We start from the raw sequence: 24697 nt of genomic DNA on the forward strand, positions 1-24697 counted from the left end.
GGCTCGGCTCTACAGAATGCAGGAAGGCCGCTCTGAGGCGGGCTTCCTGTTCCTTCACTTGGCGTTCTTCACGTAGGTATCGAACCAGTTCAGCATTTCCGCCACCAACTGTTCGTTCGATTCCAGCGCGGTGTACCAGTGCGGCTCGTTCGGCAGCATCACCAGCCGGGTGGTGCCGCCGTTGCCGCGGATCGCCTGGTACAGCTTGCGCGACTGGAACGGCTCGGTGCCCGGGTTGGCGTCGTCCTCGCCGTGGACCAGCAGCAGCGGCAGCTTGATCTTGTCGGCATAGAAGAACGGCGAGGCCTTCAGGTACACGTCCTGCGCCTGCCACACCGAGCGACGCTCGTTCTGGAAGCCGAACGGGGTAAAGGTCTTGTTGTACGAACCGCTGGTCGCCACACCGGCCTTGAACAGCTTGGTGTGCGCGATCAGGTTGGCGGTCATCAGGCCGCCGTGGCTGTGGCCGGTCACGCCGATGCGGTTGCGGTCAACCACGCCCATGTCCACGGCCTTGTCCACCGCCGCCTTGGCGTCGGCTTCCAGCTGCTCCAGGTAGGTGTCGTAGGCGTTCTTCGGATCGCCCACGATCGGGAACGAGGCGTTGTCGATGATCGCGTAGCCGGCCAGCAGCATCAGGCGGTACGGCTGCAGGCGGGTGAAGGTCTGCTGCGAACCGGACACCTGCCCCGCCTGCGCGGCGTTGGCGAAGTCGGCCGGATAGGCGTACAGGATCGCCGGCACGCGCTGGCCTTCCTTGTAGCCCGGCGGCGTGTACAGGGTGAACGACAGGTCCACGCCGTCGGCGCGCTTGTAGGTCACCAGCTGCTTCTTGATCTGGCGCACTTCCGGTGTCGGGTCGACCAGCTTGGTCAGTGCGGTCGCGGTGGACGCGAACTGCGCTTCGCCGGCCTTCGCATCAGCCACCGCCTCACCCTGCTGGCGGACGAAGGCATTCGGCGGATCGATCACCGACTGATGCCAGGTCAGGTAGCGGCCCGGCGTGTTGCTGAAACCGAGGAACTGTTCGTAGGCGTCTGCACTGCTGCGGAACAGGCGCTCGCTCTTCAACGTGGCCAGGTCGAGGCGGTCGAGGAACGGACGGTCGCCCTGCGGCGAGGCACCGCGGCCGCTGAGGAACACATGGTTGCCCTCACGGCGCACCACCTGCGCGCCATTCGGCAGGCGGGTGAAGACCAGATTGCCAGGGTTGCCGTACAGCTCATCGCTGGACATGTCCCACAGCAGGCGGCCTTCCTTCTTCGGCTGGTCCACATCCACGATGCGGGTCTGCATCCAGTGACGATTCTCGTCGTTCTCGTACTGGAAGGCCACGGCCGGATCGGCGGTCCACGCGAAGCCTTCGAAGCGCTGCGCGGTGCGGGTGATTTCGGTCGGCTTGCCGTTGAACGGCGCCTTCAGCATCAGCACGCGATCACGATGCGGCACGTTAACCTTCCAGTCGCCCTTGTCCAGCGCTTCGGCGTAGACCAGGGTAGCCGGATCAGTGGCGCGCCAGTCGAAACCGCGCGGGCCTTCCGGCACGCCGTGCACCGGCACGCGGTCGGCCAGCGGCAGGCTGGCGATCGGCGTGCTGCGGCCACTGCTGATATCCAGCACGGCCACGTCGTTGGCGAAACGCTGGTAGGTCACCGCGTGCGAATACGGTGCCTTGATCGATTCAGTCAGCACGTGCACGCCATCGGGCGCGGCGCTGACTTCGTTGAACAGTGCCGGCTGCCCGACCGGGCGCACGCTGCCTGCGGCGGTATCTACCACGGCCAACTGCGAGGCACCGTAGTAAGCGAACAGCTTTTCGTCGTGCACGCTGGTCAGCGTGTCGCGGGCCTCATAGGTGCTGCTCTCGCCACTGCTGCCCAGCGACTCCTGCGCATCCGGGCCGGTCGGCACGCCACCGTTGGACGGCGCCGGGCCCTGGTTGGCCGGGACCAGCTTCACCAGCAGGTTCTGGCTGCCGCCCAGCCACTGCACGGTGTTGCCGAAGATCGGGTTCAACTGCACGTTCAGCACCTGCTTCACCTGGCCGGTGGACGCATCGCCCACCCACAGCTGCACGCTGGTATCGACCGCATTCTGGAAGGCGAAGTGGCTGCCATCGGCCGACCAGAGCGCGCCGGTGGCGCAGCCCTGCGGCAGGTTGACCTTGGTCTCCTTGCCACTGCCGATGTCGACCAGGGTGAAGTCGGCCACGCAGGCCGGAATGCCGTAGCCACCAGGCGTGTCATGGCGGCTGCGGTTCTTCGGCTCCAGCCGCACGCCGGCCAGCTTCAGGTAGGGCTGGGCGACGCGGCTGATCGAGGGATAGGTCTGCGCGGTGGTCAGCAGCAGGCGCTGGCCGCCCGGGGCCACGTTCGGCGCCGGCGGTGGCGGTGCCTTCAGCACCTTGAGCAGGTGTTCCGGCGGCTTGGCGTAGTCGGCCAAGGCCGGGCCAGCGGCCAACAGGCCGACGGTGGCAACGGCAACAGCCGCCGCCAGAGAGGTTCGACGGATCAGCATCCTTATCCCCTGGGTGTGAATGGGTACCCGGAATCGGGCATGGACCCGAATCTAGCACCGCAGGGGATGGGGTGAATGGGCCGGAAGGGCTAGAGGCCGGATGGGGCAAAGTGGGACACGCCCGGAGAGGCTGGCGATGGACCGGCATCTGCCAGGCGTGGTCTGTCGTCACTGCTGGGCGTGCAGGTCCCAGGCGGTCAGGTAATCGGGGTCGACCACGATCATGCCACTGTTCCGCATGCGGTATTCGCCTGGCTCGGCCCGCTGGTACTGGTCGAGCATGGGCGGCAGGTAGCGCTCATGGCCATCGTCTTCGTCGGCCAGCACCACGCCTTCGTCGGCGCTGATGCGCAGCACGGTGCCCGCGTACTGCTCCAGACCCTGCACTTGGCCGTCGCCACCATAGCGGGTGACACCCACCAGCACGACCTTGCCGATCATTTCCTCGGCCTTGGCATCGTCCAGTGGGGGCAGCATGGCATTGAATTCGTCGTTCATCGGTGCACCTCCAAAGCCTGTGGGGATAGCGTGGGTTCGGCGGTCCCACGCTGCCAGCGTCGACGGCAACGCAGGAATCTCTCTCGGGGCGCAAGTAGCTGGATCGCAGGCCCGACCGGGAAACGCGGGGGTGCGATGGGTGAAAGGTGTCTGGAACTTGGCTGGAACTGCGGCGGATGGCCATCTGCGCCGATGGCGTGACCGTGTCAGGTCAAGATCAACACCACGCGTTGCGTTGCATACACGGTGAAGCGTGACAGCTGCACTGTAGTGGCATGAGCGCCTCCTGTTGAAGGTCACACGCGGGTGCGTTGCTCCGTTGGAACGAATGCTGCCACTCCACGCGGAAGGAACAAGTGAAGATTGCAGGCGACCTGCAACAAGCGGTTCGCGCGGTACCCGTTCATTAAGCTGGCGCCCCGCTCTGCTGCGGCACGCCTGCCCTGGCAGGACGCTAGAATGCGTCCATGCGCACCGTACATGCCCTCCGCTACATCACCCCGTTACGGGAAGGCGGCTCCCTGCCCGCCGTGGTCGAGACCGACGACGACGGCATGGCCGTGCTGAAATTCCGTGGAGCCGGCCAAGGCCCGAAGGCGTTGATCGCCGAGCTGATCGCCGGCGAGATGGCACGCACGCTGGGCCTGCCGATTCCGGAAATCCTGTTCGTCGAACTGGACCGCGAGTTCGCCCGCACCGAGCCCGACCCGGAAATCCAGGAGCTGATCCGCGCCAGCGAGGGCCTGAACCTGGGCCTGGACTATCTGCCCGGTGCAATCAATTACGACCCGGCCGCGATGCCGGTGGATGCCGAGCTGGCCTCGCGCATCGTCTGGTTCGATGCATTCACCAGCAACGTCGATCGCACCACCCGCAACCCCAACCTGATGGTATGGCATCGCAAGCTGTACCTGATCGACCACGGTGCGGCCATGTACTTCCACCACGACTGGGCCAGCGCCGGCGATGCCTGCGAGAAGCCGTTCGTGCTGATCCGCGACCACGTGCTGCTGTCGTTCGCCAGCCGCATTGCCGAGGTGGACGCAGAACTGGCTGCGTGCCTGACCGATGCCGAAATCGAGCGCATCGTTGGCCTGGTGCCGGACAGCTGGCTGGTGGACGAACCGGCGTTCGACAGCCCACAGGCCTATCGCCAGGGCTATATCGACTATCTCAAGCACCGCCTGAAAGTGCGTGCAGTGTTCGTGCAGGAGGCCATCCGTGCCCACGCTGCACACGTATGACTATGCGGTCATCCGCGTCGTGCCGCGGGTGGAACGCGAGGAATTCATCAACGTCGGGGTGATCGTCTCCTGCCCTGGCGCGCGCCATCTGGAGGCGGCCATCGAAATCGATCCTGAGCGCCTGCGTGCCTTCGCGCCGGCGCTGGACCAGGACGCGCTGCAGCCATGGCTGGATGCAATCGTGGCCATCTGCCGTGGCGACGCCAGCGCCGGACCCATCGCAAAGCTGCCCGCGCGCGCCCGCTTTCATTTCCTCACCGCCAAGCGCAGCTCGGTTGTGCAGATGTCGAGCACGCATGTCGGCCGCACTGCGGACCCGGCGGGTGTGGTGGAACACTTGATGACGAAGATGGTGCGGGTACCGGAATGAACGGCACCTGCCGCGTTCACAGTGGCAACCTTCGCGCGATGTAGTTGACCACATTACCGATCGCATCCGGATCGACATTGGCCAGGCCAACGATCACGTAGCCCTGCGCCGGCAGCACCACGATGGCACTGTTCGATCCGGGCGCACCGCCTTCGTGGCCGTACTGATGCTCCCTGCCCTCGCCCTGAACCACGAAACCAAAGCCATACCAGCCCTTGTGGTTCTGCGCCGTAGTGGCCTGCTGCAGCAATGCAGGTGAAACCAGCTTCCCGCCTTGCAGTGCCTCGGCGAATTTCACCATATCGGCCACTGTGCTGTAGCCACCACCGGCCGACATGCCGCGCCAGGGCAGCGACTTCGTTTCACGGACCCATTGCCCATCGTGCTTCGTGTAAGCGACGGCACGCTTTGGAACGCTCGCTGTTTCCGGCTCGAAGCCGGTGCCGGTCATGCCCACCGGGTGCAGGATGTGCTCCTCCACATATGCGTAGTACGACTGCCCCGATACCGCCTCGATGATGCGTCCCAATACGATGAAGCCATAGTTGGAGTAGCTGTCCTGGCTGCCGGGCGTGAACTGCGGCGCATCCCTGGCGAACCGCTGCACGTAGTCATCCAGCGTCTTCAGGGACGCGGAATACTGTTCGAAACCATCGCCAAAGAAGTCCCCCAGGCCACTGGTGTGTGACAGCAACTCGCGCACGGTCACGCTGCTGGCGACAGCCTTGTTCGGATAGTCCGGCAAGTGCTTGCCGATCGTGTCATCGAGACTGAGCCTGCCATCCTGCACCAGCTGCAGGATGGCCACGGCGGTGAACATCTTGTTGGAGGACGCAAGGCGGAACTGCGTCTCCACGCCCACTGCAATTCCAGTGCTGCGATCGGCATCACCACCGCGCCAGTCCAGCAGCACCTTCCCATTCTGTGCCACCTGCAACGCGCCCGACAGCGCGTCCTGTGCCCGCAGCGCCTCCAGCCTTGCTGTGACGTCGGCCATCAGGGCAGGCAATGCAACCCGTGCCGGCTTGTGCTTGTCCGGCGTTTCAGCGCCCTCGATCTGGAACTGCATCAGGTGCGACGGATTGGCCGGGTCCATGACGGCGGTCACCCACATCGCGCGTTCGTTCATCTGGCCCATCACCAGCAGCTTCGCTTGGCCGGGTGCACTCTCGGTTGATTCGAGTACGCGCAAGGGGCCTGTGCTTTCGCGGAACTCGAGATAGTCCTTGGGACCGCTGCCTTGCTTCTTCGCGTATCTATCGGCGAATGCCTGCAACCCCTCGAGGCTGCCCGCATTGAAGGCCGCAAGCCAGTCACCGATGGCGTCCTGCGCACGCGGATGTGCACGCACGCTGGAGGCGGCGCCCACTGCCGGAACAGCCCAATGCGTCATCAGCACCGAACAGGCCAGTACTTTGCAGAGCAGCAGGCATCCAACAGCCTTCATGGCAGTTCCTTTGCGGGTATCCCTGGGCGCATCCTAGGTCATGGAACCGCCCGCTGCATCCATGCCAGGGACCCTGCCGCAGCACCTCAGCCGTGACGATGAACGCCTCGATGCGATGCCAATCGCCCCGCTCATGCGGCAGCGATTCCACGCCCATGCCGATCTGGTACCTCACCGCATCCGGGCCGTCGCGCCAGTAGTACGGCGCGCCATTGCTCCAGCCGCAACAGGCGTAGCGCAATGCAGGCATGGCAAAGGTCTCGCGCAGATAGGCTTCCACCTTCACTGCCTGGGTACCTGGAACGCGGTAGTGGGCCTGCATGGGTTTGATGCAGGACGCGTCGTCCTGGCTGCAGCCGCTGTATGCCAGGCCCGCAGGCTTCCGGCCCATCGCCTGCAGGAAATCCTGGCATTCGATATCCGGTCGCGCCAGGCCATCCGCACGCCCCTGCGCTTCCCACGCGGCCAGCGCCTGCGCAGTCGTCTGCTGCGCAATCACGTTGGCGGCGAACAGCAATGCCGCCAGCCCCAGCAGCAAGCGCGCGCTACGCAGCGGCAACCGGCCAATCGTCTCAGGGCGATCCTTCGCAGGCAGTCACAGGAATGCCAACCGATGCCGTGCTATCGCCGTGCCATCGTCTGCTCGCTGAAGCGTGCCACGCAGAAGTCCAGGAAACTGCGCAGCTTGGGCGTCAGCTGGCGGTCGCGCGGGTACACCAGGTTGATCCACGTCGACACCGGCACGTAGTCCGGCAGCACTTCCACCAGTTCACCACGCGCCAGCGCGGCGGCAAGCATTTCATGGGGCTGCAGGATCAACCCCAGCCCACCGACTGCCGCGGTCAACAACGGCTCGGCCTGGTTGACCATGAAGCGGCTGGACACCGGCACGCTCAGCACGCTGCCGTCAGCATCGCGGAAACTCCAGCGCGTGCGGATGATCGAATGGGCGAAGCCCAGGCACTCGTGCCGACTCAGATCGGCCGGATGGACAATGGCCGGGCGCGATGCGAGGTACGCCGGCGATGCACACAGCACCAGCGGATACGGCCCCAGCCGTCGCGCCACCAGCCCACTGTCGGCCAGATCACCGGTGCGGAACACAAGATCAAAGCCGTCCTCGACGATGTCCACCAGGCTGTTGGACAGGTTCAGATCAACCTGCACGTCCGGGTACTGCTGCAGGTAGGCCACCACCGCCGGTCCCAGTGCATGCACGCCGAAGGTGACCGGTGCGCTGACGCGCAGGCGCCCCATCGGCCGCCCGCGCGCCACTTCGGCCAGCTGCTCGGCGCCTTCCACCTCCTCCAGGATCACCCGCGCACGGGCCAGATAGGCCTGGCCGAAGTCGGTCAGGCTCTGCTTGCGCGTGGTGCGGTTGAGCAGGCGCACGCCCAGGTGTTGTTCCAGCGACTGCACGTGTTTGCCGACCAGCTGCGGCGACAGGTCCAGCGCGTCGGCGGCAGCGGCGAAGGAGCCGACCTCGGCCACTTTGACGAAGGTCCGCAGGGGAGCGATCAGGTCCATTGCAAACAATTGGTTTTCAATGAAACGCCAGATTACCCCTTATTCTGGAGGCAGGCCACGCGCACAGTAGCCTCCACCTTTCCGCCGGCCCTGCGCCGGCCTTGCCCAGGAGTCCCCCATGAGCCAGGTTGTCCGCATCCACGAATATGGCAGCGCCGATGTGCTGCGCATCGACGACATCGATGTTCCCGCCCCCGCCGCCGACGAGGTCCAGATCCGGGTCAAGGCCATCGGCCTGAACCGTGCCGAGGTGATGTTCCGCAACGGCGCCTATCTGCAGGAGGCGCAGTTCCCCAGCCGGCTGGGCTATGAAGCGGCCGGCATGGTCGAGGCGGTCGGCAGTGCGGTGAGCGGATTCGCTGCTGGCGATGCGGTGAGCGTGGTGCCGCCGCTGGACATCGCCCGCTGGGGCACCTACGGCGAGCTGGCCAACGTGCCGGCGCGACTGCTGGTCAAGCACCCGCAGGCGCTGGGCTTCGAAACGGCGGCTGCGGTGTGGATGCAGTACGTCACCGCCTGGGGCGCACTGTTGGAGCAGGCGCAGCTGGCCGCCGGGGATTCCGTCATCATCACCGCTGCCAGCAGCAGCGTCGGCCTGGCCGCGATCCAGATCGCCAATGCAGTGGGTGCCACGCCGATTGCGGTCACCCGTGGCCCGGGCAAGCGCCAGGCCTTGCTCGATGCCGGTGCCGCCCATGTCATCGCCACCCAGGAACAGGACCTGGCAGCCGAAGTGGCGCGCATCACCGGCGGTGCCGGCGCCCGCGTGGTGTTCGACCCGATCGGTGGCCCGCAGTTCGTGCCGCTGACCGAGGCAATGGCCCGTGGCGGCATCCTGCTGGAATACGGCGCGCTGAGCAGCGAACCCACTCCGTTCCCGTTGTTCAACGTGCTGGGCAAGTCGCTGACGCTGAAGGGCTACCTGTACTCGGAAATCGTCTCCGACGATGCCGCGCTGGCACGTGCCAAGGCGTTCATCGTCGACGGCCTGGACAAGGGCACGCTGGCGCCGAAGATCGCGAAGGTGTTCCCCTTCGCGCAGATCCAGGACGCCCACCGCTACCTGGAATCGAACGAACAGATCGGCAAAGTGGTGGTGACGCTGTAAACACCCTGCCGGCAGCGACGGACCCACTGCGGGCACGTCGCTGCCGCAGGCTCAGGCCATTGAAGGCCCGCGGTTCTCATGCTGGCGGCTTTCGAGGGTGAGCTGGTGCTCGCGCTGCCGGTCGTCACCGGCCAGATCATTCACCGTTTCCTCCATCGAGCGCGCGGGCTGTGCCGTATCCACACTGGCGCGCTCACCGGGAATCAACCCGGCAACCCACAGGCGATCTCCGGCCATCATCACCCGGTCGACGCGCGCGGCATCATCGATGCCGTTGCGCTTGGACTCCAGCACTGCCTGCATGACGTGCTCGTCGCCGATGGTGCCAGGTACCCCCTGGCGGATGCGATCGAACAGCGCGGCGTCCCTGGGCGACAGCGATTCCATGCCATTGGACTGCGGTGCGGGCTCCGGCGCGGCCGGACCAGCGACCGGTGCATTCGCCGCTGCCTGCTGCCGCGCCTGCACCTGCTCCGGCTGGAACTCCGCCCGCGTATAGGGCGGACGCTGCGGCGGCCAGTTCTCCGCGCGGTCGAACTCGGTGGTCGGCGCATGCTCGCGAGCGACGGCGGCATCGTTCAACTGCCGGCGCGCATCCGTGTCGATGACGCCGCCGGGGCGCAGCGGCAGGCCATAGTCCTGCTGGAAGTTGCGCATGGCCGCCTGCATGCCGGCATCAAACGTGCGCGCATCGCGCTCGGCACGTGGGTTCGGCTCGGTCAGGTACCCCAACGCCTCCAGCTGCCGGCGCATTTCGAACACCGGCTCGCCCTTCTCACCGGGGCCCAGGTTGCCGTCGGCCAGCGGGCCGGTCAGGTCGGTCACCGTCCGGCGCTTGAAGTCCGGATCGACCGCCAGCGTGTCGCTGCGCATGCGTTCCAGCAGCGCATCGTCGATGCGGCCATTGGCCGGGCTGATACCCCGCTCGGTCTGGAAGCGGCGCACGGCCTGCTCGGTGGAGGCGCCGAAATCACCGTCGGGCTTGATCGCGGCATTGGCGTTGTCGCGGATGTCCAAGCGCTGCAGGTACTGCTGCGCTTCCAGCACGTGCTGGTTGGCGTCACCCCGGTGCAGGTCCATCGCCCCGGTGGGCGCCTGGGGGGTCGGCACCGGCATCTGGAAGCCTGGTTGCTGCACACGCTGGACCAGGCCGGCAACCTGGGATTCCCATTCAGTGGCCCGTGTGGCGATGGCGTCTGGATAGGGACTGCCGTTGTTCAGCTCACCGCCATTGACCGAGGCCCGCGCCTGCCGGTAGTCGGCATGGTTGGCGTTGACGTTGTCGGACAGCCGCGCACCGAACAGGCCGTCGCGCATCCCCACCACCAGCACCTTGGTGGCGATGTCTGCCCGGGCAGCCCGTTCCGGATGCTCGACCAGCTCGCGGCCGATCCCCAGCGCCTCGCCCAGCCGCTCGTAGTTGTTGACGTGGGTAAGGTGGGCAAAGCCCCGGCCGAAATACTCCTCGCCGCCGAAGTAGCGCAGGTCCACCGCCTGCTTCCTGCCCCAGTCTTCCTCGGGCGCGGCGAAATCACGCGATTCGTGCTGCGCCGTGGCCAGCACATAGGCAATCTGCCGATGGTCGGTAACGCCGTTGTCGATGCAGGTACGCACGATCATCTCGACCGACTGGTCCCGGGTCAGGCCGAAGCCCGACCCACCTTTTCCATAGCCTTCGCTCATCCTTCAGCTCTCCAGTTCCGGAACGCATCCATTCGTCGGGGGAAGACCTACTTCAGCAGGTCCGATTCGGTAGGGGCCTCGCCCCTGCAGGTGTCATAGCGGCGCTGCAGCAGCGTGCGCGTGCCGGTTCCGCGCAGCTGGATGACCTTGTCCTCGCGCTCGCACGGGCTGACCTTCGCGCGAAGCACGAACCGCCCATTGTCGATATGGTCGATGTCGCGCCCACCGATGGCCGCTTCCAACGCCTTGGCACGCACATAGCGGTTGCGCTTGGCATCGAACAGGTAGAACGCATGCACCGGAACGTTGTAGACACCGCTGTTGTCCTGCCACACCTGCAGGTCCGGCACGCCATCACCATTGAAATCCGAAACGGTCAGCAGCACGGCGGTCGCACCCTGGGCACCGGTGCCGGCGCGGGTCAGGCGCGGCTGCACGTCCGTGACCACCACGTTGCGCCCACCACGGGTCACGCCCATGCTCCGCACCTGGCAGGTCGTCACGTTGTCGGTGCCGCTGCAATCGGTCACCTGGAAGACCACCTGCAGTGCCGGTGTGAGCCTGCCCTCGCCGGGCCGCAGGACGATCCTGCCCTGCTTGTCGGGCGCGGCATCGGCGGCATGCACAGCGGCCTGCGCCGGCGCCGGGGCCGCCTTGGCTTCCGCCACCAGCGCCGCCGCACCGCCGCCCTGCAACTGGCGGGCACGCAGCAGGGTCATGTGCGTGCGGCACTGCTGTGAATCCAGCTGGGCAACGGCCGTGCTGCCTTCCGGGCACCGGCTGTCGCGCTGGTGCAGCCATTGCCGCTGCAGATCGCGCAGCACCTGCTGATCACTGGCGGTCAGTGTGGAGCGCGCCGCGCTGTAGGCGGCATTGAGTGCATCGTCGTGCACCTTGAGTTCAGCGTCGGCACAACGGCGACGGGCGTCCAGCGCGGTGCCTGCGGCCGCCATGCAAGGCGCATGGGCGGGGCTCAGAGAGCGCGCATCGCCTGCGATCAGTTCGGCACCGCTGGGCACCTTGCGTGCGGCGGGCTGGGGCGACGCCTGCGCGCTTGCCCACAGGCAAGGGCCAAGCAGAAGCAGTCCTGCCAGCAGCCGGGTGGCACGCCCCGGCAGGCGTTCGGAGTTCAGCATGCGTTTCCTTCCCTGCGGGCGTTGGCCGGCCCCGTCCTGTTCCGATGATGGATGCTGCCCGGTCGCCAGCGCAACTTCAGCGACAGCGGTCACAGCCCGCAGGTCGCATTCAGGCCGGCAGCGCTATTTCGGCAGCGCGTAGGCCATCACGTAATCGCCGTTCGGGGTTTCCATGAAATGGTGGCCGCCAGCCATGATCACCACGTACTGGCGCCCGCCCTGCGCGTACACCATCGGATTGGCCTGGCCACCCGCGGGCAGCTTGGCATGCCACAGCTCCTTGCCGGTCTTCAGGTCGATGGCGCGCAGCAGGTCATCAGTGGCGGCGGCGATGAAGATCAGGCCGCTGGCGGTGACTACCGAACCGCCATTGTTCGGCGTGCCGATCTCGATGGGCAGGCCCGAACGGATGCCGAATGGTCCGTTGCCGCGCGCACTGCCGAACGGACGGTCCCACAGCAGCTTGCCGGTGCGCAGGTCGATGGCCCGGATGCCGCCATAGGGTGGCTGCTTGCACAGCAGACCAGTGAACGGCAGGCGCCAACCGGCGTTTACCTGGATGGCGTAGGGCGTGCCCACCTGTGGGTCGCCCGCGCCTTCGGCGCCGCCCTTGTCGAACCGGACCTTCTCGCGTGGCAGCCAGCCCAGCCTGTCGGCCTCGGCGCGTGGCACCAGCCGGTTGTAGTTGGGCATGTCGTTGTAGTTGGCCACGATCACGCCGCGGCGCGTATCGATGGACACACTTCCCCAATCCGAACCGCCGTTGTAGCCGGGATATTCGATGGAATGGCGATCACTGCTCGGCGGGGTGTAGAAGCCTTCGTAGTACGCCTTGCGGAACTGGATGCGGCAGATCAGCTGGTCGACCGGGGTGATGCCCCACATGTCGCGCTCGGTCAGGTCATGCTGCCGGCGCAGCGTGTGATACAGCGAGAACAGCTGCGTGGGTGAGCGTTGTTCCGGTTCGACACCGCCGACCGGCACCCTGCGCTCTTCGGCGGCGGTCAGCAGCTGGCCGTTGCGGCGGTCAAGGATGTAGAGATCACCCTGCTTGGTCGGCAGCAGGAGCGCCGGCACCTTGCCTGCCGCCGTCGGGTAATCGATCAGGCTGGCCTGCGAACCCAGGTCGTAGTCCCACACATCCTTGCGCACCGCCTGGAAATGCCAGGCCGGCTTGCCGGTGGCCACATCGATCGCCACCAGCGACGTCGCATAGCGGTTCTGGTTTTCCGTGCGTGAGCCACTCCAGTAATCGCCAGCGGAATTGCCCAGCGGCAGATAGACCAGCCCCAGCGCCTCATCACCGGTCGCGGTGGTCCACATGTTCGGCGTGCCGCGCGTGTAGGTCTGCTCATGCGGCGGCAGGCCGCTGCGTTCGGGCTGGTCCATGTCCCACGCCCAGCGCAGCTTGCCGGTGATCGCATCGTAGGCCTGGATCACGCCCGATGGCGCGTCGCGGCGCTGACCATCCAGCACCTGGTGGCCGGTGACGATCACCCCGCGCACGATGGCCGGTGGCGAGGTGATCGACACATAGCCCGGTGGCACCTCGCCCATGCCCAGGGTGATGTCGACCTGGCCGTTGTTGCCGAAATTCGCGCAGGGGCGGCCACTGTCGGCATCCACCGCGATGATGCGCCCGTCCAGCGTGCCCTCGATGATGCGCGCCCAGCATGCCGGACGACTGCCCGGTGCAGCGCTGCGGGTGGCAGTGGGCGGCGGTTCCGGCAACGCCAGATCAGCAGCGGCATCGGCCAATGCGGCATCGGCGAGGATCGGCGTGGCCGGCTGCTCGTAATAACTCACGCCACGGCAGGCGGCGGTGTATGGAATCGAAGCGTCCTTTACCTTCGGATCGAACCGCCACACTTCCTTGCCGCTGGCCGCATCCAGTGCGATCAGGCGGTTGCGGGCGGTGCACAGGTACAGACGGTCGCCGATCTTCAGTGGCGTGGTTTCCGCACCCCAGCGCTTGTTCGGCATATCGCCGGTGCGGAACTGCCAGGCCAGCTGCAGCGTGGCCACGTTGGCCGGGGTGATCTGCTGCAGCGGCGAATAGCGGGTGGCGGCATTGCTGCGCCCCCACGCCGGCCAGTCCCCTTCGGCAGGCTGGTCGGCCGGCTGCAGGCCGGTGGTGTCGCGGGTCGGTTCCAGCCCGACGCTGGCCGCGCCTTCCGGGAACGGCTGGTGCACGTCCACTTCGCCGTGCGGCGCGAACGCCAATCCGAAGGCAGCGACGAACACCAGCATCAGCACGCCGGCCACGCTGCGCGACAGGCGCCTGGAAACCGGTTGGTGGAGGGTGGGCGCCAGCAGCGCCAGCACGATGCCAAGCGCGGTCACCAGGCCGAGCCGCGGTACCCAGCGCCAGTAGTCGCTGCCCGACTCCCACCAGGTCCACAACAGCGTACCGGCGAACACCAGCGCATACAGCAGCGCGCCGCTGCGGCGATTGCCGAACAACAGGAGGCCACTGGCCAGCAGGCCGGCCCCGGCGATGGCGTAGTACGCCGAGCCGCCCAGGCTGAGCAGCCATGCGCCGAGCCCGCCGATGACCAGGCCGAGCAGGACCAGCAGCAGCGACAGCACGGTAACGAGAGGATGCCGGGAGGCGCGGACGGGAGCAGGAGCGGACGGCGGCGTGGCGGACATCGTCGATCTCCGGGGGCAGCATGCGCCGTTATCCCACCGCCGACGTGAAGCGCGTGCGTATGTGCGGCATCCGGATACGACGACGCCGGCACAGGGCCGGCGTCGTCGCGTAACTCAACCTTGCGGCAGGATCACTCCTGTGCGGCGTCCTCGCTGCTGGAAGCCGCCGGGGCGCCATCGGTCGTGGTCGCGGCCGGGGCCGGGGCAGGCACTGCCACCTCATCCTCGTCCTCGTCGATCGAGGCATCCATGCGCTCCACCGCCTGCAGCTTCTCGTCCTTGGACAGGCGGATCAGGGTCACGCCCTGGGTGTTGCGGCCGACGCGGCTGATTTCCGAGCCACGCGTACGCACCAGGGTGCCACCATCGGAGATCAGCAGGACTTCGTCGCTGGAGCCCATCAGCACTGCGGCGACCAGCTTGCCGTTGCGCTCGGTGGTCTGGATGCCGATCACGCCCTGCGTACCACGGCCCTTGCGCGGGTAGTCCGGCAGCGGGGTGCGCTTGCCGTAGCCGTTCTCGGTGGCGGTAAGGATGTACTGCACGCTGCTGTCATCGGCGCCGTCGATCACCGCGTCGCCATTGGCGACGGCTTCCTCGGCACCGTTGTCGTCCTCGTTCTCGTCCTCAATGCCACCGGCACTCTCGGCCACGATCAGGCTGACCACTTCCTCGCCCGGCGGCATCTTGATGCCGCGCACGCCGGTGGCGGTACGGCCCATCGAGCGGACCTTGTCCTCACCGAAGCGCACGGTCTTGCCGTTGGAGGCGAACAGCAGGATGTCACGCTCGCCATCGGTCAGGCCGACACCGACCAGCGCATCGCCCTCGTCCAGGTTGATCGCGATCTTGCCGCGGGCGAGGCGGAAGGCGAACTCGCTCAGCGGGGTCTTCTTGACCGTACCGTTCTTGGTGGCGAAGAACACGAACTGGCCATCGGCGTACTCGCGCACCGGCAGCACGGCCTGCACGCGTTCGCCCGGCTCCAGCGGGATCCAGTTGATGATCGGACGGCCGCGGGCGTTGGAACCGGCTTCGGGCAGCTGGTAGACCGGCAGCCAGAACACCTTGCCCGAACTGGTGAAGGTCAGCAGCGTGTCGTGCGTGTTGACCAGCCACAGCTGTTCGATGAAATCCTCTTCCTTGGTCGCCGCCGCGCTGCGGCCACGGCCACCACGGCGCTGTGCGCGGTACACGCTCACCGGCTGCCGCTTCACGTAACCGGCATGCGACACGGTAACCACCACGTCTTCCGGCGCGATCAGGTCGAGGATGTCCAGGTCCTCTTCGCTGTGGCGGATTTCGGTACGACGTTCGTCGCCGAATTCGGCCTTGACGTTGACCAGCTCCTCGCGGATCACCTGCAGCAGGCGGTCGGGATCTTCCAGGATGTGGATCAGCCCGGCGATCACTTCCAGCAGCTGCTTGTACTCGTCGGTCAGGCGGTCCTGCTCCAGCCCGGTCAGGCGGTGCAGCCGCATCTCCAGGATCTGCGTGGCCTGGATCTCGGTCAGCTGGTAGCCGCCCTCGATCAGGCCCACGCCCTTGGGCAGGTCTTCCGGACGGGAGGCCTCGGCACCGGCCGCACCCAGCATCGCACCGACCAGGCCCGGCTCCCACACGCGGGCCAGCATGCGCTCGCGGGCTTCGTTCGGGTTCGGCGAGGTCTTGATCAGTTCGATCATCTCGTCGATGTTGGCCAACGCAACGGTCAGGCCTTCCAGCACGTGGGCACGGGCGCGCGCCTTGCGCAGCTCGAACACGGTGCGGCGGGTGACCACTTCGCGACGGTGGCGGACGAACGCCTCCAGCATCTGCTTGAGGTTCATCAACTGCGGGCGGCCATCGACCAGCGCCACCATGTTGATGCCGAACACCGATTCCATCTGCGTCTGCTGGTACAGGTTGTTCAGCACAACCTCGGCAGATTCACCGCGCTTGATCTCGATGTAGATGCGCATGCCGTCCTTGTCGGACTCATCGCGCAGCTCGCTGATGCCTTCGATCTTCTTTTCCTTGACCAGCTCGGCGATCTTCTCGATCAGACGCGCCTTGTTCACCTGGTAAGGAATTTCAGTGACGATGATCGATTCGCGGCCGTTGTCGGCCACTTCGATATCGGCCTTGGCACGGATGCGCACGCGGCCACGGCCGGTGCGGTAGCCGGCGACGATGCCGGCAGTGCCGTTGATGATGCCGGCAGTCGGGAAATCCGGGCCCGGGATGTATTCCATCAGGCCGTCGACATCGATGTCCGGGTTGTCGATCAGCGCGATGCAGGCGTTGATCGATTCGCTCAGGTTGTGCGGCGGGATGTTGGTCGCCATGCCCACCGCGATGCCAGCCGAACCATTGACCAGCAGGTTCGGGAACCGGGTCGGCATGACCGTCGGCTCCAGTTCCTTCTCATCGTAGTTGGGCTGGAAATCGACGGTTTCCTTGTCGATGTCCGCCATCAGCTCATGCGCCAGGCGCGACATGCGCGCCTCGGTGTATCGCATTGCTGCAGCGGAGTCGCCGTCGATCGAACCGAAGTTACCCTGGCCGTCGACCAGCATGTAGCGCAGCGAGAACGGCTGTGCCAAGCGCACCAGCGTGTCGTACACCGACTGATCGCCATGCGGGTGGTACTTACCGATGACGTCACCGACGATACGCGCCGACTTGAAGTAGGGCTTGTTGCTGTGCGCGTTGAGTTCGTTCATCGCGTACAGCACGCGGCGATGCACCGGCTTGAGGCCGTCGCGCGCATCCGGCAGCGCGCGGCCCACGATCACGCTCATGGCGTAATCGAGGTAGCTCTTGCGCATCTCGTCTTCCAGGTTGACCTGGATGATTTCCTTGGCGGTTTCTGCCATTCGGGTTCCGTTGTCTGGTAGCGGTCCAGTCCGGCGCAGCCCTCTGCGGGAGGGGGTCGCGCCGGAACCTCGATTCAACCTGTGGATACTACCACAACAGGCCGTTTTCCGCCTCCCTTTACGGGGATTTTACCGGCACAAATCAGGAACTTAGGGCCCCATACCGCCCCTGTAGAGCCGAGCCCATGCTCGGCTGCGCGAAATCAGTAGATCCGCGCCGTGCGTGGATGAGGCCTGCCTGGGGTCAGAGCCCTTTCCTGCGAAAAGGGGTCCGACCCCGGGACCTTCCTGCCCGCCTCAGCCGCCGAAGGCGGTGCGCATGTTCCCGGCGGTCGGGTTCAGGATGACCCCGCGCTCGGTCACGATGGCGTCGATCAGCTCGCCCGGGGTGACGTCGAACACCGGGTTCCAGGCAGCAATGCCCTCGGCGACGGTACGGGTACCCCCCACGCCGTACAGCTCACCCGGGTCGCGCTGCTCGATCTCGATCTGGCTGCCGTCCACGGTCTCCATGTCCACGGTCGAGGACGGAGCGACCACCATGAACTTGACCCCGTGGTGGCGGGCGGCGATGGCCAGCTGGTAGGTGCCGATCTTGTTGGCGGTATCGCCATTGGCGCAGATGCGGTCCGCGCCCACGATCACCCATTGCACGGCGCCGGTCTTCATCAAGTGCGAGGCAGCCGAATCGGCGATCAGGGTGGCATCGATGCCGTCCTGCTGCAGCTCCCACACGGTCAGGCGCGCGCCCTGCAGCCACGGCCGGGTCTCGCCGGCGAACACGCGGGCGATGCGGTGCTGGGCCATGCCGGCACGGATCACGCCCAGCGCGGTACCGAACCCCGCAGTGGCCAGCGAGCCGGTATTGCAGTGGGTCAGCACGCCGCTGCCAGCCTCGATCAGGCCCGCGCCCAGTGCACCCATGTGGCGGTTGGCGGCCAGGTCTTCCTCGGCGATGGCCTGCGCTTCCGATTCCAGCAACGCCTTCCAGTCGGCGCCGGCGGCGTTCAGGCAACGGCGCATGCGCGCCAGCGCCCAGGCCAGGTTGACCGCAGTCGGGCGCGACGCATTGAGGCGCTGCAGGGCCGGTTCCAGCTGCTGCAGGGCGTGCGCACCATCGGCGGCCTGCACCTCGCGTGCAGCCAGCACGACACCCCAGGCAGCGGCAATGCCGATCGCCGGCGCGCCACGCACGGTCAATGCGTGGATCGCGCTGGCAACCTCGTCACTGTCATGGCAGACCACGTGCTCGACCACGAACGGCAGCTTGCGCTGGTCCAGCAGTTGCAGGGCATCGCCGGTCCACAGGATCGGGCGGATGTGGTCGTAACGGGCGTAGTCGATGTCAGAGGCAGTGTTCATGGGCCCATTGTAGGGCCACGCCCCGCAGGGTTGGAGCCTGCCCGGGCTCAATTCACCGAGAATTCGGCGCGGCAGCCGCCGTCCACCCAGATCCCGTTGCGGCTCCAGCCCCAGGTGCTGCCTTCCTCGCAGGGCGTGCTGGACAGCTGCTCGGAGACCACGGCGCCAACCGAGATGCTGGCACCGCAGAAACGCCGCTTCTTCGACTTCGATTCGCAGGTCAGGCGGCGCGGCATGTCGACGAAGCGGCCATCGTCATCGGCCACTTCGAAGTCACCCTGGCAGCCACGGCTGGTCCAGACTTCATTGCGCTTGTAGCCCCAGCCCTGCCCTTCGCGGCACGGCAACACCGACAACTGGCGCAGCAGGCGCACCGGCGCGCCATCGAGTCGTACCGGGCAACTCTGCGGACGGCCATTGGACTCGCAGCGCACCACACGGCGCACCAGGCGCTTGCCCGAGCTGCCAGCCGGCGGCGCCGCGCCCGCTGCGCGCCGGGCGCGGAACTCGGCACGGCAGCCCAGGGTGACCCACACACCACTGCGGTCAGTACCCCACTCGCTGCCGCGGATGCAGCTGTTGCTGGACAGCTGGCGCACCAGGTCGACGCCATTGGCAACCTCGATATCGCAGTGCACCCAACCCATGTCGCGTGATTCGCAGGTCACCACTTCATCGTCGTAGCCCACCTGCTGGGCCGACGCCGGCGACGGCAGCCAGGCACCCCAGAGCGCAATGGAGTACACCGGTGCAGCGACAACCGCGAACCACTTGACCAAAGCCTTCCCCAGCAGGAATGGATGAACTGGATGCCAGTGTCCGGCATTGGCCGTGATAAGAGCATCATCGTGCTTACCGACGCAAGCGCACCGAACCCGCGTTTCGTTCAGCCTGCGATGTTCAGCAACACGCGGGGATCACGCGTGGGCGAAGTCGTAGGCCAGCACATCGGCGATGCGTGGCGTGCGGTTCATCGCCATCAACAGGCGATCGACACCCACCGCCACGCCAGCACAGGCAGGCATCGACGGCAACGCCGACAGCAGTGCCTCGTCCACGGCTGGCTGCACCTGTCCACGTTCGTGGCGGCGCTGCTGGTCACGCTGGAACCGGGCGCGCTGCTCGTGGGCGTCGTTCAGTTCGTGATAGCCGTTGGCCAGTTCCACTGCACCCAGGTACAGCTCGAAACGCTCGGCCAGCGGCGGCGTGCCCGGACGGATGCGGGCCAGCGCGGCCTGGCTGGCCGGCCAGTCATGCACCACGGTCATCACCGCGTCATCGAACTGCGGCTGGATGTGGTGGGTCATCAACAGGTCCAGCCAGTCATCACGGGTCAACCCGACCGGGTCGATGTGCACGTCGCCAAGCGCAACACGCAGCGCGGCTTCATCGGCCTCGAACGGATCCAGGCCCACGTGCTGCTGGAACAGCTCGCGGTAACTCAACACACGCAGCGTTGCACGGCGTCCGACCAGGGCCAGCGCCTGGCCGACCAACTCGGCGGTTTCCTCCATCAACCGGTGGTGGTCCCAGCCGACCCGATACCACTCCAGCATGGTGAATTCCGGGTTGTGGCGGCCGCCGGCCTCGCCGTTGCGAAACACCCGGCCCAGTTCGTAGCAGTCGCCCACACCGGCCGCCAGCAGGCGCTTGAGCGGATATTCCGGCGAAGTGCGCAGCCAGCGACGACGGCCACCGGCATCGACATGGCCGGTGAAATCGGTATGGAAGCTGTCGATGTTCGGCTCGGTGTTGCCTGCCACCGACAGGATCGGCGTTTCCACCTCCAGCACATCGCGCTCGGCGAAGAAGCGGCGCACCAGTGCATTGAGCGTGGCGCGCTGCTGCAGCGCGCGCAGCAGGGCCTCGCTCACAGGATACCCTCCGGGCGCGGATGGTCGAGCGGCAGGATCAGCAGATCGCGGGTGTCGTCGATGTAGCCGCTGGCCAGGTACAGGCGGCGGGCCAGTTCGTTGTGGTGGTTCACCTCCAGGCGCAGGCGGCTGACACCACGCCCGCGAGCGCGCTGTTCACAGATGGCCAGCGCCTGCTTGCCGCGACCACGACCGCGCGCGCGATGGCTCAGGTACAGCTCGTCCAGCAGCATGAAGTGGCCGCCCTGCTCCAGGCTGAAGCCCATCGCGATCACCGCGTAGCCGACCACCTCGCCGGCCTCGTCCAGCCACAGCAGCACTTCGCCATTGCGCGGATCGGCCAGCAGCGCGTCCACGCCGCGACGCACGCGCGCGTCATCGAAGTCGATCCTGTCTTCGGCGTAGAACTCGCGCATCAACGCGATCAACAGTTCTTCGTCGGCACGGGTGGCCAGGCGGAAATCCAGCGGGGCGGTCTGCATCGGTGTTCCTTTGTCTTTCATGCCGGGCGCCAGGCACCCGGCGGGTCATCATTCGTGTTCGGCGAGGTAGGCCAGCAGGCGGTCTTCGTCCCACACCGGCACGCCCAGCGATTGCGCCTTGTCCAGCTTGGAGCCGGCCTCGGTACCGGCGACCACGAAGCTGGTCTTCTTCGACACACTGCCGGAGACCTTGGCACCCAGCGCTTCCAGGCGTTCCTTGGCGGCATCGCGGGTGAGCTGGGCCAGGGTGCCGGTCAGCACCACGGTCTGCCCATCAAGCGGGCCGGCCACGATCTCGGCCAGCGCCGGCGCCTTGGCCAGGATCTGCTGCATCGCCTTCTCGGCTGCCAGCAGCATCGCGCCATGGCCATCGGCATCGAGCCAGTCGGCCAGACCGCGCGCAGTGTCGTCCGGCAGGCCGGCGTTGACGAACTGGCCATGCTCGGCATCCAGCACCGCCTGGGCACCCGGCAAGGCAGCCACCAGCTTCTCCGCACGCAGGCGGGTGATGCCGGGGATTTCCGATTCGACCAGCAGTTGCGCCAGATCCAGGCCTTCGCGCAGCTTGGCACTGGGCGCGTGCACATCACTGATGCGCACCTGCCCGACCTGCAGCAGGTCGTCGATGGCCTGCTGGTTGCCCTGCTGCTCGAAGAAATGGCCGAGAGAACGCGCCACTTCGCCACCGATGTCCGGCACGCGCTTGAACAACGGCCATGGCAGGTGGCGGATCAGTTCCAGGTCACCGAACCACTGCGCCAGCGCCTTGGCCGTGCTCTCGCCGACGTGCTCGATGCCAAGCGCGAACAGCAGGCGCTCCAGCGTGGCTGCGCGACTGGCGTCGATTGCCGCGATCAGGTTGTCGGCCCATTTGGTGGCGATCTTCTTCGTGTTCCATTCGAAGCTGGCCGGCTGTGCCAGCGCCTGCGCGCGCCACGCCGGATCGTTGCCATCCAGCTTGAGCACCGCATTGAGCACCGCGCCGCTGCCTTCTGCCGGCAGGTGCAGCTTCAGCGCGGCGGCCAGTGCGGAAGGGTCCTCGGCATCCAGCACCAGCTTCAGGTGCAACAGCTGGTCGCGGTTGAGCCGGTACAGATCGGCCACGCTCCTGACGATGCCGGCGTCGACCAGGGTTTCGATGTACTTGTCGCCGAGGCCGTCGATATCCATCGCACGGCGCGAAGCGAAATGGGCAATGGCCTCCTTGCGCTGCGCAGGGCAGGACAGTTCGCCCGAACAGCGCCACGCAGCTGCACCTTCCTCGCGCACGATTTCCGAGCCGCACACCGGGCAGCGCGTCGGCATCTGCCAGGGCGAGGTGCCCTGTGGACGGCGGTCGAGGATGACGCTGACCACTTCCGGAATCACGTCGCCAGCACGCCGCACGATCACGCTGTCACCGACACGCACATCGAGACGCGCGATCTGATCGGCATTGTGCAACGTGGCATTGGACACGATCACGCCGGCCACAGCCACCGGTGCCAGCCGCGCGACCGGCGTGGCGGCACCGGTGCGGCCGATCTGGATCTCGATCGCCTCCACCGTGGTGCTCTGTTCCTGTGCCGGGAACTTGTGCGCGATGGCCCAGCGCGGCGCACGCGAGACAAAACCCATGGCCTGCTGGCCGGCGCGGTCATCCAGCTTGTAGACCACCCCATCGATGTCGAACGGCAGGCCATCGCGACGCTCGCCGATGTCACGGTAGTAGCCGAGCAGGCCGTCGGCGCCTTGCACCACCTTGCACAACCCGCTGACCGGGAAGCCCCAGGCGCCGAGCTGGGCCAGCGTGCCCGAATGGGTGTCCGGCAGCTCGCCGCCCTGCACTTCACCGGTGCCGTAGGCGAAGAAACTCAGCCGGCGCTGCGCACTGATCTTCGGATCGAGCTGGCGCAGTGAACCCGCTGCCGCGTTGCGCGGGTTGGCCAGCACCTTGCCGCCCTGCTGGCGCGCACGTTCGTTGTAGGCCTCGAAGTCGGCGCGGGCCATGTAGACCTCGCCACGCACCTCCAGCACATCCGGCCAGTCCTTGCCGTGCAGGCGCTTGGGAACATCGCCGATTTCACGCAGGTTGGCGGTCACGTCCTCGCCGGTACTGCCATCACCGCGGGTTGCGCCGAGTACGAAATGACCGTCCTCGTAGCGCAGGCTGATCGCCAGGCCATCCATCTTCGGTTCGGCCGAGAACTGCAGGCTGCGGCGGCCCAGGCGCTCATCGATGCGGCGCACGAAGTCGGCCACCTCCTCATCGCTGAAGGCATTGGACAGCGACAGCATCGGCACCGCATGGCGCACTTCGGGGAAGCGGCCGGACGGGCGTGCACCGACCTGTTGGGTCGGGCTGTCGGCACGGGCCAGTTCCGGGTGCTCGCGCTCCAACGCTTCCAGCTCGCGCACCATCCGGTCGTAGTCGACGTCGGGGATCTCCGGCGCGTCCAGCTCGTGGTAGGCGCGGTTGGCCTGGGCGATCTGCCGGCGGAGATCTTCGGCGCGTTCGGCGGGGCTGGGGCTCATCGGGATCCGGTGGTTCTGGGATGGCCGGGGATTCTACCGCGCCCGGCCGTCAGGCCCTGTAACGCCCCGCCTTTGCAGCGTCGAGCGTGCTCGACGGGCACTCCCCGCTCCGGTAGGTGCCAACCTTGGTTGGCACATCTGCATGGCGCGACGCCACAAAAAGCAGCTTGCCGCCCACCCTCGCCGGCGCTAGCGTGCGACGGCCCCCATCGGAATCCTGCCCATGACCCTGCCTGCCTCCCGTAGACGCTTCCTGCAGCTGGCCGGTGCCAGCCTTGCCGTCGCCGGCAGCGGCCTGCCGCTGCGTGGCCAGGCCCAATCCGCGGCCGCCATCGGTGCGGCCCCCGCCGAAGGCGCGGTACTACTGAACTTCAACGAATGCCCCTACGGCCCCTCCCCCGCTGCCCAGCAGGCGGCACGCGACAGCATCGCCAGCTGCGGCCGCTACCGCTTCGCCCTGGCGGCACAGGTACGCGATGCGTTCATCGAGCAGGCCCGTATCCCGGCCGACCATGTGCGCCTCTATCCGGGCTCGAGCGAACCGTTGAACCGCGCCGCCACGTTGTGGACCGGCCCGCAGGCGGGACTGGTGGTGGCCGACCCCACCTTCGAGACCCTGGGCGAGGTCGCTGCCGCACATGGTGCACACGTGCAGAAGGTGCCGCTGCGCAATGACGGCGCACACGACCTGCGTGCGATGGTCGCAGCCGCGCATGCGCGCCCGACCGGGCTGCTGTACGTGTGCAATCCGAACAACCCGACCGGTTCGATCAGCCCACCGGATGAGCTCGCCTGGCTGCTGGCCCACAAGCCTGCTTCCACCCGCGTGCTGGTCGACGAGGCCTACCTGCAATACAGCGAGCAGCCCAGCCTGATCGCGCAGGTGGCGCAGCGCGACGATCTGATCGTGCTGCGTACCTTCTCCAAGCTGTACGGCATGGCCGGCCTGCGCCTGGGCCTGGCGGCCGCACATCCCGAGCGTCTGCGCGAGCTGGCCAGCCCCGGCGACAACCCGCTACCGGTGCCCGCGCTGGCGGCGGCGCTGGCCAGCCTGCAGGATCCGCAGCTGATTCCGCAGCGTCGCCTGCAGAACGCCAAGGTGCGCCAGGCCACCATCGCATGGCTGGGCAAGCGTGGTTTCAGCTGCCTGCCGTCGGAAGCGAACTGCTTCGTGGTCGACGTGCAACGCGACGGCAGCACGTTCGCCAAGGCGATGGCCGACAACGGTGTGGTGATCGGGCGCAGCTGGCCGATCTGGCCGCAGCACGTGCGCGTGACCGTCGGCAGCGAGGACGAGATGGCCGCGTTCCGCCGCGCGTTTGCCAAGGTGGCCGGCGTACCGGCCTGACCCTGTTGGTGGGGGCGAACCTTGGTTCGCCCCATCCACGCATAGCGTGGATCTACTGTTGTGGGTGCCGACCGTTG

18 protein-coding genes are annotated in these 24697 nt (G+C 66.8%); 4 read left to right on the forward strand and 14 right to left on the reverse strand.

Annotation, left to right across the window (positions count from 1 at the left end; all coding sequences use genetic code 11):
• Window positions 1–54: 54 nt before the first annotated feature.
• Together AC5P98_RS12515 and AC5P98_RS12520 are read right to left on the reverse strand one after the other, a co-directional pair.
• On the reverse strand, window positions 55–2517 hold the full coding sequence (locus AC5P98_RS12515; protein WP_049408607.1) for a S9 family peptidase: 2463 nt from the start codon (window positions 2515–2517) through the stop codon (window positions 55–57).
• A 168-nt stretch (window positions 2518–2685) separates the two neighbouring features.
• Entirely contained in the window at window positions 2686–3015 is a 330-nt protein-coding gene (locus tag AC5P98_RS12520) for a hypothetical protein (protein ID WP_014647641.1), read from the reverse strand.
• A 467-nt stretch (window positions 3016–3482) separates the two neighbouring features.
• Between AC5P98_RS12520 and AC5P98_RS12525 the strand changes: the two genes are divergently transcribed.
• Window positions 3483–4259 carry a HipA family kinase gene (locus AC5P98_RS12525; protein WP_046431494.1) on the forward strand — a complete coding sequence of 259 codons (777 nt, stop codon included), beginning with the start codon at window positions 3483–3485 and terminating at the stop codon, window positions 4257–4259.
• Window positions 4237–4629: a DUF3037 domain-containing protein gene (locus AC5P98_RS12530; RefSeq protein WP_014647643.1), complete on the forward strand. Its 393-nt coding sequence runs from the start codon at window positions 4237–4239 to the stop codon at window positions 4627–4629. Before AC5P98_RS12525 ends, AC5P98_RS12530 begins: the two co-directional genes overlap by 23 nt.
• A gap of 16 nt (window positions 4630–4645) precedes the next feature.
• Here AC5P98_RS12530 and AC5P98_RS12535 read toward each other — a convergent pair whose 3' ends face one another.
• From AC5P98_RS12535 to AC5P98_RS12545, 3 genes are all read right to left on the reverse strand, one after another.
• Window positions 4646–6022 (reverse strand): serine hydrolase domain-containing protein, encoded by a 1377-nt coding sequence (locus AC5P98_RS12535; RefSeq protein ID WP_234413169.1) that lies wholly within the window; start codon window positions 6020–6022, stop codon window positions 4646–4648.
• Window positions 5943–6593 (reverse strand): DUF4952 domain-containing protein, encoded by a 651-nt coding sequence (locus AC5P98_RS12540; protein WP_234413069.1) that lies wholly within the window; start codon window positions 6591–6593, stop codon window positions 5943–5945. The genes AC5P98_RS12535 and AC5P98_RS12540 overlap by 80 nt, the downstream gene beginning before the upstream one ends.
• A gap of 104 nt (window positions 6594–6697) precedes the next feature.
• Window positions 6698–7603: a LysR family transcriptional regulator gene (locus AC5P98_RS12545; protein WP_049408602.1), complete on the reverse strand. Its 906-nt coding sequence runs from the start codon at window positions 7601–7603 to the stop codon at window positions 6698–6700.
• Between the two features lie 118 nt (window positions 7604–7721).
• Here AC5P98_RS12545 and AC5P98_RS12550 point away from each other — a divergent pair, with 118 nt between their 5' ends.
• Entirely contained in the window at window positions 7722–8711 is a 990-nt protein-coding gene (locus tag AC5P98_RS12550) for a zinc-dependent alcohol dehydrogenase family protein (protein WP_049408600.1), read from the forward strand.
• A 51-nt stretch (window positions 8712–8762) separates the two neighbouring features.
• Here AC5P98_RS12550 and AC5P98_RS12555 read toward each other — a convergent pair whose 3' ends face one another.
• The 9 genes from AC5P98_RS12555 to ligA all read right to left on the reverse strand — a co-directional run bounded on the left by AC5P98_RS12555 (window position 8763) and on the right by ligA (window position 23278).
• Window positions 8763–10394, reverse strand: a complete 1632-nt coding sequence (locus AC5P98_RS12555) for a peptidoglycan-binding domain-containing protein (protein WP_049408598.1) — start codon at window positions 10392–10394, stop codon at window positions 8763–8765.
• Window positions 10395–10441: 47 nt separating this feature from the next.
• Window positions 10442–11530: a lysozyme inhibitor LprI family protein gene (locus AC5P98_RS12560; protein WP_049408597.1), complete on the reverse strand. Its 1089-nt coding sequence runs from the start codon at window positions 11528–11530 to the stop codon at window positions 10442–10444.
• 123 nt (window positions 11531–11653) lie between these two features.
• The gene (locus tag AC5P98_RS12565) at window positions 11654–14182 is read right to left on the reverse strand and encodes a membrane-bound PQQ-dependent dehydrogenase, glucose/quinate/shikimate family (RefSeq protein WP_049408595.1); all 2529 of its coding nucleotides are present in this window, start codon (window positions 14180–14182) and stop codon (window positions 11654–11656) included.
• A 131-nt stretch (window positions 14183–14313) separates the two neighbouring features.
• Window positions 14314–17040, reverse strand: a complete 2727-nt coding sequence (gene gyrA / locus AC5P98_RS12570) for a DNA gyrase subunit A (RefSeq protein ID WP_049408593.1) — start codon at window positions 17038–17040, stop codon at window positions 14314–14316.
• Between the two features lie 297 nt (window positions 17041–17337).
• Window positions 17338–18402 (reverse strand): S-methyl-5-thioribose-1-phosphate isomerase, encoded by a 1065-nt coding sequence (gene mtnA, locus AC5P98_RS12575; RefSeq protein ID WP_014647652.1) that lies wholly within the window; start codon window positions 18400–18402, stop codon window positions 17338–17340.
• Between the two features lie 47 nt (window positions 18403–18449).
• The gene (locus tag AC5P98_RS12580; RefSeq protein ID WP_032962032.1) at window positions 18450–19181 is read right to left on the reverse strand and encodes a DUF3011 domain-containing protein; all 732 of its coding nucleotides are present in this window, start codon (window positions 19179–19181) and stop codon (window positions 18450–18452) included.
• 138 nt (window positions 19182–19319) lie between these two features.
• Window positions 19320–20276: an EF-P lysine aminoacylase EpmA gene (epmA, locus tag AC5P98_RS12585; protein ID WP_014647654.1), complete on the reverse strand. Its 957-nt coding sequence runs from the start codon at window positions 20274–20276 to the stop codon at window positions 19320–19322.
• The gene (locus AC5P98_RS12590) at window positions 20273–20758 is read right to left on the reverse strand and encodes a GNAT family N-acetyltransferase (protein WP_495230049.1); all 486 of its coding nucleotides are present in this window, start codon (window positions 20756–20758) and stop codon (window positions 20273–20275) included. The genes epmA and AC5P98_RS12590 overlap by 4 nt, the downstream gene beginning before the upstream one ends.
• A gap of 48 nt (window positions 20759–20806) precedes the next feature.
• Window positions 20807–23278 (reverse strand): NAD-dependent DNA ligase LigA, encoded by a 2472-nt coding sequence (gene ligA / locus AC5P98_RS12595; RefSeq protein WP_172412079.1) that lies wholly within the window; start codon window positions 23276–23278, stop codon window positions 20807–20809.
• A gap of 217 nt (window positions 23279–23495) precedes the next feature.
• Here ligA and AC5P98_RS12600 point away from each other — a divergent pair, with 217 nt between their 5' ends.
• Complete coding sequence (locus tag AC5P98_RS12600; protein ID WP_032962036.1) at window positions 23496–24620, forward strand: pyridoxal phosphate-dependent aminotransferase; 1125 nt, start codon at window positions 23496–23498, stop codon at window positions 24618–24620.
• Window positions 24621–24697 lie beyond the last annotated feature (77 nt).

The sequence above is a fragment of the Stenotrophomonas sp. YJH_SMC_135 genome (assembly GCF_059372355.1).